This is a genomic window from Citrobacter sp. L55, assembly GCF_002850715.1.
Lineage (GTDB): Bacteria > Pseudomonadota > Gammaproteobacteria > Enterobacterales > Enterobacteriaceae > Citrobacter > Citrobacter braakii.
In genome coordinates, this window is record NZ_KZ559434.1 from 1 (window position 1) to 9,245 (window position 9,245).

Consider the following 9,245-nt stretch of genomic DNA (forward strand, 5'->3'; position numbering starts at 1 on the left):
GTCATTTATCAACCGGTATACTCGCCGTGGGTGAATCATGTAGAGCGGTTATGGCAGGCGCTGCACGACACAATAACGCGCAATCATCAGTGCCGCTCAATGTGGCAACTGTTGAAAAAAGTTCGCCATTTTATGGAAATCGTCAGCCCATTCCCCGGAGGCAAACATGGGCTGGCAAAAGTGTAGCGGTATTAGGCGCAGCTATTTAGTTGACGTCTAATATCCAGCTTTACATCATTCATATGGTGCGTAACAGCCTGAAATATGTGTCGTGGAAAGACTATAAAGCCGTCACCATGGGCTGAAAACGGTGTATCAGGCGCCGACAGAAGAGGCGGCACTAATAATGCTGGATAATTTCGCCGTTGCCTGGGACGATAAATACCCGCAGATCAGCAAATACTGGCGGGAGCACTGGGCGAATCTCAATACGTTCTTCAACTATCCACCCGATATCCGCAAGGCCATGTACACCACGATTGCTATCGAGTAGCTGAACAGCGTGATCCGAGCAGCCATCAAGAGGCGCAAGGTGTTCCCGGCAGACGACTAAGTGCGAAAAGTGATTTATCTGGCGAGCAAGGATGCATCGAAAAAACGGAGTATGCCGATCTAGAATTAGCGGCTGGCGATGAATCGTTTATTATCGAGTTCGGTGACCGCCTTAGCGATCACGTTTGATACGGTGGCAGTTACACTGAATTATTTACAGGGTCGCAAAATCAAACGGGCTCACTGTTTTTTCCTCATTTGCATCCAGAAAATCAGCCCACCATTGCAGCATTAACCTGCGTTCATCCAGAAATTCCGCTTTGTGAATGTAAGCTGCACGAACGCCGTTACGTTCCTGATGGCTCATCTGGCGTTCCACTGCGTCCCTGGACCATAATCCTGATTCAATCAACGAACTACAGGCCATTGCCCGGAAGCCGTGACCACAGACATCGACCTTTGTATCGTAGCCCATCAGCCGCAGTGCGTTATTCACCGTGTTCTCACTCATGGGTTTCCATGGATTGTGATCGCCGGTGAAAATCAGTTCATGTTCTCCACTGATCGTGTGGATCTGCTGCAGTATATTCAGCGCCTGAGTAGAGAGTGGCACAAGATGCTCTGTTCGCATTTTTGAGCCACGATGCGAGTACTTAACCCCTTCAATAGGTTTCCGCTCTGGAGGAATGGTCCACATGGCTTTCTTGAAGTCGATCTCAGACCACCTGGCAAAGCGTAGTTCACTGGAACGGATGAAGATAAGCAGGGTGAGTTTAGTTGCAAGGCGGGTGAGAGGTTGTCCTCTGTATGCATCCAGTCGTTCAAGAAGCTCTGAAATGCGATTTAAGGCGAGGGCAGGGCGGTGCTGGCGTTTCACCGTGGTTAACGCGCCAGCCATATCCACGGCAGGGTTATAGACGATAATGCCTGACTGGGCAGCATAGCGCATGATTGCAGTAATACGCTGCTGAAGGCGCGCTGCAATCTCATAGATCTCTTTGGCTTCGGCAGCCTTTACTGGAACAAGTAAATCGGGAGTCCTGAGCGTGGTAATGTCACGTGAGCCAATAAAGGAAAACACGTGAGTTTCGAGGCTTTTCAGTATCTTCTCACTATGTGAGGCTGACCATTTTTTGTTGCTCTTATGCCACTGCCTTGCGATGCCTTCGAATGTCTGAGCTGTTTCAGGTACAGACTTTTTGATCCGTTTCTGTTCGCACGGGTCAGTTCCCTCAGCTATCAGCTTCCTCGCCGTATCGCGTTTTTCCCTTGCTTCTGATAACGAGACTTCAGGATAGACCCCCAGAGCGAGCGTTTTCTCTTTGCCCAGAAACCGGTAGCGGAGTCGCCAGTAGCGTGAGCCGTTAGGGTGAACCAGCAAAAACATGTTGCCACTGTCGGCAAGTTTATAAGGTTTTTCATCCGGTTTAGCTGCACGGATTTTTGCGTCAGTGAGCGCCATTGGCGGTATCTCCTGATAGTAAAAAGGGGTATAAATTTTATCGAATCAGACTATACCCTCAGTTGTACCCTCGCAAGGGACTTGATGCGGGTTGAAGTTGATTGAGTTGGGTGGAGTTAAAGGATTGAAGAGGTATTGATTTTAGGGGGCTTAGAATGCAAAAACGGACCTCCGTGGAGGTCCGTTGATATGAATTTGGTGCCCGGACTCGGAATCGAACCAAGGACACGGGGATTTTCAATCCCCTGCTCTACCGACTGAGCTATCCGGGCAACGGGGCGCATTAAACCTTATTCACGTCTGCCAGTCAATCAAATTTCGGGAAAAGATGTTCAACCGCTTAATATTGCGGCAATCTGTGCGATTATGCCTGAAGTTTGCACAAAACTTCCAGGCAATTTACCTATCTGACCTTCTATATGAGCAAAGGCTGACGAAAACGTTACGCGGCCTGTATTACTCCCGCACACTACCGCAAGTTGTGCACAAGCCTTTCCGACGTTTCCAGTAACTAACGGTGCAATTGCTGCGGCAGGACCCGCTGGTGTGTTGACTCATTTCGGCCTGGCGGGCATGCTTGCTTAGGTCAGCGCACCGCCCATACGGCACTGAGCAAAGCGCAGGATATCTTCAGCCAGGCGGTGTGCCGTTTCGACATCAGCATGGCTACGATTCACCAGCATGCGGCTCAGACAGCCCTCCAGCACCAGTTCCATCTGTTTGGCAACCATTGCAGGGTCGTCAACTTCCAGCGTCGTCAGCAGCTCATGGGTGAAGTCATGTGCCGCCTTTTTTTGCTGATCGGCTAACTGATGGATCGGATGCCCGGGATCGGGGTAAAACGTACAGGCGGCGATAAACAGGCAGCCTGGATAGCGATTATTGCTCACGCATTCGGACAGCGCGGTGTAGCGTGCCAGTAATTTCTGTTCAGCGCTCAGGGTGTCATCCAGCAAAAGTTGACGCCGCCAGATATCCACCCGCTGACTGAGGTAACGTAACGCATCGTACAGAATTGCCTCTTTGTCGGGCCAAAAGCGTTGTAGTTCATCAAGAGGATAATCGATACGATCGGCCACCATTTCCAGTGTGGTATTGGCTATCCCTTGAACCTCAAGTAATTTCAGGGCTTCTCCCAGGACATCTTCACGTTGCACGGTATTCTCCTCCGTATTTCTTGTTGCAAGTGTCGCTCACGGTTGGCGATCGCGCAAATGTGCGCTGAAGGTCGCGGCATCCATAAAGCCGGTTACCCGAGCCTCCGGATGCTCTTTCCCCTCGGCGTCAAAGAACAAAATAGTCGGCAAACCTAAAACCTGTAGATGTTTCAGCAGAGCGACATCCTGGGCATTATTTGCAGTCACATCCGCCTGCAAAAGCACCGTGTCGCCTAGCGCTTGCTGAACCTGCTGATTGCTAAACGTATACTTCTCAAACTCCTTGCAGGCCACGCACCAGTCAGCATACAGATCCAACATCACGGGCTTGCCTTTAGCTTGTGCCAGCGCCTGATTTAGCGCATCCACCGAAGCCACAGGCGTGAAGTTAAGGTGTGTCTGGGTTTGAGCATGCGGCACGCCGAACGCCCAGTCCTGCAATGGCCGAACGGTTACCAGCGCTGCAGCTAACAGGATAATCTGCACGATGCGCATCCAGGCGTGCTTTGCCTGCAGGCTGGTGATAAATGCCCAGCTAAAGAATGCGACGCCCAACAGCGACCACAGGAGAACGCCCCAGTCGTCGCCAATGATGCGTTCGAGTAAGAAGACGGGGAGCGCCAGAATGACAAAGCCAAAAGCGGTTTTGACATGTTCCATCCATGGGCCGCTTTTAGGCAACAGACGATTACCGAATACGGTAATTAGCATCAGAGGTAATCCCATCCCCAGCGCGTACAGATACAGCGTGCCGCCTCCCAGCCACATGTTCCCGCTCTGAGCGATATACAGCAAAATCGCGCTTAGCGGGGCCGTTGTACAAGGAGAACAGATGAGGCCGGCAATCGCCCCCATCGCAAAGACGCTACCGGGGGAACCGCCTTGCTGACGGTTACTCATCAATGTAAGGCGTGTTTGCAGCGATGAAGGGAGTTGCAGCGTGAACAAGCCAAACATCGAAAGGGCCAGCAGCGTAAAGACCACGGCAAGGCCAATCAGGACGTAAGGATGCTGTAGCGCAGCCTGGAACTGCAATCCAGCGGCGGCAACAACCAGACCCAGCGCGGTATAAGTGAGCGCCATTCCCTGGACGTAGATAAACGTCAGCAGCAGCGCGCGTCCGGTTGATAAGCGTTGTTTGCCGCCCAGCACGATACCGGAAATCAGCGGATACATCGGCAATACGCAAGGTGTAAATGCGATGCCAATTCCGATTAGCAATGCCCACAGCGCAGAGAAGGGAAGCTGGGTTGCAGGTTGTGGTCTCTCTTGCAAAGTATCGGTGGCAGGCACTGGCGCAGGTGTCGCCCTGGTATTGGCAGACACTTCACTTAATGGCACCGTTTTAGTTTCAGGCGGATAGCAAAAACCGGCGTCGGCACAGCCTTGGTATGTGACCGTTAATGTTGCGCCAGATTTAGCCTGATTGACCGTGACCGGGATAGTCAATTGTTTACGGTAAATCTCACTTTTGCCATAAAACTCATCTTCATGCCAGACGCCTGGCGGTAGTTTTACCTCGGCGATATCGGCCTGAGATGGCGTAATGCTTATCTGTTTTCGGTACAGATAGTAGCCATCTTTAACCTGCCATGAGAGGTTCAGATCGTGTTGGTTTTGCTGAAAATCAAAAGCAAACGCCCGATCGGCAGGAACAAACTGCGAGCGGCCAGGCGCGTCAAATAATCCGGCAAAGGTAGATGTGCTGCACAGCAGCAGGATCAGCGTAAGGATGCGTTGAGCCATGAGCGGTAATCAAAGTCTCCGTGAGTGACGGGTAAAACCAGAAGTTCAGGCGTTTGGTATGGATGATGTGACTTCAGGCAATCGAGAAGGGCTTGCTGGTGTGTGACGGTGGTTTTTAAAATCATCTGGACTTCATATTCCTGCTCCAGTTTACCTTCCCAATAATAGAGGGAGGTCGCGCCAGGCAGCAGCGTCACGCAGGCAGCCAGTTTTTCCGCCAGTACTTTGGCGGCCAGATCCTGGGCGGTTGCTTCATCCGGGGCGGTACAGAGCACCACAACGGTATCGGGGATGGAAATATCCTGACTCTTTACATCAAGCATAAACACCTCGAAAGAACAGAGTAACCAGCTAAAGAGTGGTCACTATACAACGGACGAGGGAAGGATGTTAGTTAAAGCGGGATGATGAGGAGGAGGAACTGCAGGGCGCGAAGGCACCCTGCAGTAAAGTCTTACAGCATGAAGCTGCCCAGCAAGAAGCCGAAGCAGACAGCCAAAAGCACGCCCAGAGTACCTGGGATGAAGAACGGATGGTTAAAGACGAATTTACCGATGCGGGTTGTACCGGTGTCATCCATCTGCACCGCCGCAACCAGAGTAGGGTAGGTTGGCAGAATGAACAGGCCAGAAACAGCGGCGAAAGACGCAACAGCAGTCAGTGGGGAAACGTTCAGAGCCAGAGCCATCGGCATCAGTGCTTTAGCGGTTGCAGCCTGAGAGTACAGCAGCGCAGAAGCAAAGAAGAAGATGACAGCCAGCAACCACGGATGACCCTGAATTACGCTACCTGCAGTATCTTTGATCCAGTCAATGTTGTGAGATACGAAGGTATCACCCAGCCATGCAACACCCAGGATACAAATACAGGCGCTCATACCCGCTTTAAAGGTGCTGGAGTTCAGGATGGAGTCAGTTTCAACGCGGCAGACGATCGTAGTCAGCGTCGCGACGCTCAGCATGATGATCAGGATTGCGTTGGTGGTGTTCATCAGCGGTTTAGCGACCAGGCCGAGGCTTGGGCTGTTGATGATGGCGTATACAACTACGCAAATCACGCCCAGCAGGAACAACCAAACGGAGGTTTTCGCGCCAGCTTTGATTTCAACTTGTCTTTCACCACGCAGTTCAACCAAACCTTCTTCCAGACGCTTACGGTAAATCGGGTCGTCAGACAGTTTGGAGTTGAACAGCATCGTTACCAGGAAGGACATCACCAGAACGGCCAGCAGAGTGGACGGAATGACCACGGACAGCAGGTGAATGTAGCTGATGCCATGACCTTCCATTACGGAAGACATGTAAACCACAGCTGCGGAGATTGGCGACGCCGTAATCGCAATCTGTGCAGAAACCACTGCGGTAGAGAGCGGACGGCAAGGTTTGATACCTTGTTCCTTCGCGACTTCAGCGATAACCGGCAGAGTTGCCAGAGAGATGTTGCCGGTACCGGCAAAGATAGTCAGGAAATAGGTCACGATTGGTGCAAGGATCGTGATGTATTTCGGGTTTTTACGCAGCAGTTTTTCAGTTTGATGAACCAGATAGTCCAGACCACCGGCAATCTGCATGGCAGAGATGGCAGCGATAACCGCCATGATAATGGAAATAACATCGAACGGAATATTACCTGGTTTTACGCCAATAGCGGCAAGAACCAGAACACCCAGCCCACCTGCAAATCCAATACCGATACCCCCAAGTCTGGCACCTAAAAAGATTGCCAGCAAAACGATGATAAGTTCTAAAACTATCATATTAGCCTTCCTTGTTGTTTAACAAGTTGATATTAAATTGTTGTTTTTAAGTAACTTCGAGTAAGAAAAAAGGCACGTCATCATGACGTGCCTTCTCTGGTACTACCCTACACGATTACTGTTCGCTTTCATCAGTATAACGTTTTGCTTTATAAGCAGGGTGCATCAGGTTCTGTGCAGAGAAGATATCGTCCAGTTCAGACTCGGTCAACAGACCGCGTTCCAGGACAACTTCACGTACGCTCTTACCGGTTTCGGCACAAATTTTACCGACGATGTCGCCGTTATGGTGACCGATGAACGGGTTGAGGTAAGTAACGATGCCGATGGAGTTGAATACAAACGCTTCACAGACTTCTTTGTTAGCAGTGATACCACTAACGCATTTTTCCAGCAGGTTGTAGCAAGCATTGCTCAGAATGTGAATGGATTCAAACATTGCCTGGCCAATGACCGGCTCCATTACGTTCAGCTGCAGCTGACCAGCTTCAGATGCCATAGTAACGGTGATGTCGTTACCGATGACTTTAAAGCAAACCTGGTTTACGACTTCTGGAACAACTGGGTTCACTTTTGCTGGCATGATAGAAGAACCAGCCTGCAGTTCCGGCAGGTTGATCTCGTTCAGACCAGCACGTGGGCCAGAGGAGAGCAAACGCAGGTCGTTACAGATTTTGGACATCTTAACAGCCAGACGTTTCAGTGCGCCGTGAACCATAACGTATGCGCCGCAGTCAGAAGTTGCTTCAATCAGATCTTCTGCCGGAACACAGGCGAAGCCAGTGACTTCAGCCAGTTTCTGTACTGCCAGCGGGGAGTATTCTTTCGGCGTGTTCAGACCCGTACCGATTGCAGTTGCACCGAGGTTAACTTCCAGCAGCAGCTCAGCGGTACGACTAATGTTTTTCACTTCTTCTTTCAACAGTACGCTGAAAGCATGGAATTCCTGACCGAGGGTCATCGGTACAGCATCCTGCAGCTGGGTACGGCCCATTTTCAGGATGTCCTGGAATTCAACAGCTTTTTGTTCGAAGCCTTCACGCAGCTGGTTCAGGGCATCGATCAGTTTGATGATGGATGCGTATACCGCGATACGGAAGCCAGTTGGGTAAGCGTCGTTGGTAGACTGACATTTGTTAACGTGGTCGTTCGGGTTCAGGTACTGATATTCACCTTTCTGGTGACCCATCAGTTCCAGACCGATATTGGCCAGCACTTCGTTGGTGTTCATGTTGACGGAGGTACCCGCACCACCCTGGTAAACATCTACCGGGAATTGATCCATGCATTTTCCGTTATTCAGGACTTCATCACACGCCGCGATGATGGCATTTGCCACACTCTTAGGAATGGTTTGCAGCTCTTTGTTGGCCATTGCCGCTGCCTTTTTAACCATTACCATACCGCGAACAAATTCAGGAATGTCGCTGATTTTGTTGTTGCTAATGTAGAAGTTTTCAATCGCTCTCAGAGTGTGAACACCGTAGTAGGCGTCCGCTGGAACTTCCCTGGTACCCAACAAGTCTTCTTCGATACGAATGTTGTTTAACATGTGAACCTTCTTTTTCAAGCTGCCAATGATTTGACTAAACACACAGGATATATGTGATTTCGATTGTTTCTCGACCGACGATTATCCCCTGCATCGGTCTGATACTCGAGATCATATGCTGGTTCAGGATTTCTACCGTAATCTGGATCACTTAAAGCGTGGAATTTACCCCTTATTTATTATTCTGTGAAATGGATCACCCCTTTAGGATTAATACTAAAAATAAGTGTACAAGCGACTTGAAATTTTGCTAACCACCTCAACATCTTATTGATGCGAGTCACATAATTCATCGGACAGGCGTTGAAAAAAACGACTGTTATTGACAGGAGAACCCTTTGCGCTGGATACCATTACTTGCCATTTTTCTCTATGTTTACATAGAGATATCTATTTTTATTCAGGTTGCCCATGTCCTGGGTGTCCTGATGACGCTGATTTTGGTTATTTTTACGTCGGTTATCGGTATGTCTCTGGTTCGTAACCAGGGATTTAAAAACTTTTTACTGATGCAACAAAAAATGGCGGCTGGTGAAAGTCCTGCTGCAGAAATGATCAAGAGCGTGTCGCTGATCATTGCTGGTCTGCTGTTGGTACTGCCCGGTTTTTTCACCGATTTCCTCGGTCTTCTTCTTTTATTACCCCCGGTGCAAAAACATCTGACGATGAAACTGCTGCCGCATTTGCGTTTTTCGCGTATGCCGGGCGGTGGTTTCAGCGCCGGAACCGGTGGCGGTGAGACCTTTGATGGCGAATTTCAGCGCAAAGACGACGATCGCAACCGTATTGATCATAAAGACGATCCTCGGGATTAAGCATCAGTATGCGGGCCGGATAAGCGTGAGCACCATCCGGCAAAATGCTTATCTGCCGGATGACGGCGTCAACGTCACCTTATCCGTATATGGACACCTCCCGTTATGCAAGCCATTCTGCATTTTGTGTGACGGGGGTAAGATGCTGTCGTATATCCGGCCTCTCTTTCGGTACCGTCGTACCCGGCCATGATGTTATCTGCACACCTGGTTCCATTCGGCCTGCCGGCTTTGCTTTCGCAGGGAGCCTTCGGATAAACCGGAG

At 50.2% G+C, this 9,245-nt stretch carries 7 protein-coding genes, 1 tRNA gene and 2 pseudogenes; 3 read left to right on the plus strand and 7 right to left on the minus strand.

Annotation, left to right across the window (positions count from 1 at the left end; genetic code table 11):
* Together B9P82_RS27470 and B9P82_RS27475 are read left to right on the plus strand one after the other, a co-directional pair.
* Positions 1-186: pseudogene (locus B9P82_RS27470) on the plus strand (IS630 family transposase); the annotation flags it as partial.
* 29 nt (positions 187-215) lie between these two features.
* Positions 216-681, plus strand: a pseudogene (locus B9P82_RS27475) (transposase); the annotation flags it as partial.
* 25 nt (positions 682-706) lie between these two features.
* Here the strand turns inward: B9P82_RS27475 and B9P82_RS27480 are convergent.
* From B9P82_RS27480 to aspA, 7 genes are all read right to left on the minus strand, one after another.
* On the minus strand, positions 707-1,954 hold the full coding sequence (locus tag B9P82_RS27480) for a tyrosine-type recombinase/integrase (protein WP_101701415.1): 1,248 nt from the start codon (positions 1,952-1,954) through the stop codon (positions 707-709).
* Between the two features lie 196 nt (positions 1,955-2,150).
* Positions 2,151-2,226, minus strand: a tRNA-Phe gene (locus B9P82_RS27485).
* Positions 2,227-2,535: 309 nt separating this feature from the next.
* The gene (locus tag B9P82_RS27490) at positions 2,536-3,111 is read right to left on the minus strand and encodes a transcriptional regulator (protein WP_016151385.1); all 576 of its coding nucleotides are present in this window, start codon (positions 3,109-3,111) and stop codon (positions 2,536-2,538) included.
* 36 nt (positions 3,112-3,147) lie between these two features.
* The gene (locus tag B9P82_RS27495) at positions 3,148-4,857 is read right to left on the minus strand and encodes a protein-disulfide reductase DsbD (protein WP_101701416.1); all 1,710 of its coding nucleotides are present in this window, start codon (positions 4,855-4,857) and stop codon (positions 3,148-3,150) included.
* Positions 4,833-5,180, minus strand: coding sequence for a divalent cation tolerance protein CutA (cutA, locus tag B9P82_RS27500; RefSeq protein WP_003025447.1), 348 nt, complete (start codon positions 5,178-5,180; stop codon positions 4,833-4,835). Before cutA ends, B9P82_RS27495 begins: the two co-directional genes overlap by 25 nt.
* Before the next feature lie 131 nt (positions 5,181-5,311).
* Positions 5,312-6,613 (minus strand): anaerobic C4-dicarboxylate transporter DcuA, encoded by a 1,302-nt coding sequence (gene dcuA, locus B9P82_RS27505; protein ID WP_016151387.1) that lies wholly within the window; start codon positions 6,611-6,613, stop codon positions 5,312-5,314.
* A gap of 115 nt (positions 6,614-6,728) precedes the next feature.
* Complete coding sequence (gene aspA, locus B9P82_RS27510) at positions 6,729-8,165, minus strand: aspartate ammonia-lyase (RefSeq protein ID WP_016151388.1); 1,437 nt, start codon at positions 8,163-8,165, stop codon at positions 6,729-6,731.
* A 338-nt stretch (positions 8,166-8,503) separates the two neighbouring features.
* Here aspA and B9P82_RS27515 point away from each other — a divergent pair, with 338 nt between their 5' ends.
* Complete coding sequence (locus B9P82_RS27515) at positions 8,504-8,980, plus strand: FxsA family protein (RefSeq protein WP_016151389.1); 477 nt, start codon at positions 8,504-8,506, stop codon at positions 8,978-8,980.
* Positions 8,981-9,245: the final 265 nt, after the last annotated feature.

Excerpts from the sequence above, each read along its gene's own strand:
- B9P82_RS27480 (WP_101701415.1), bottom strand. The coding sequence starts at position 1,954 with ATGGCGCTCACTGACGCAAAAATCCGTGCAGCTAAACCGGATGAAAAA.
- B9P82_RS27495 (WP_101701416.1), bottom strand. The coding sequence starts at position 4,857 with ATGGCTCAACGCATCCTTACGCTGATCCTGCTGCTGTGCAGCACATCT.
- cutA (WP_003025447.1), bottom strand. The coding sequence starts at position 5,180 with ATGCTTGATGTAAAGAGTCAGGATATTTCCATCCCCGATACCGTTGTG.
- dcuA (WP_016151387.1), bottom strand. The coding sequence starts at position 6,613 with ATGATAGTTTTAGAACTTATCATCGTTTTGCTGGCAATCTTTTTAGGT.
- aspA (WP_016151388.1), bottom strand. The coding sequence starts at position 8,165 with ATGTTAAACAACATTCGTATCGAAGAAGACTTGTTGGGTACCAGGGAA.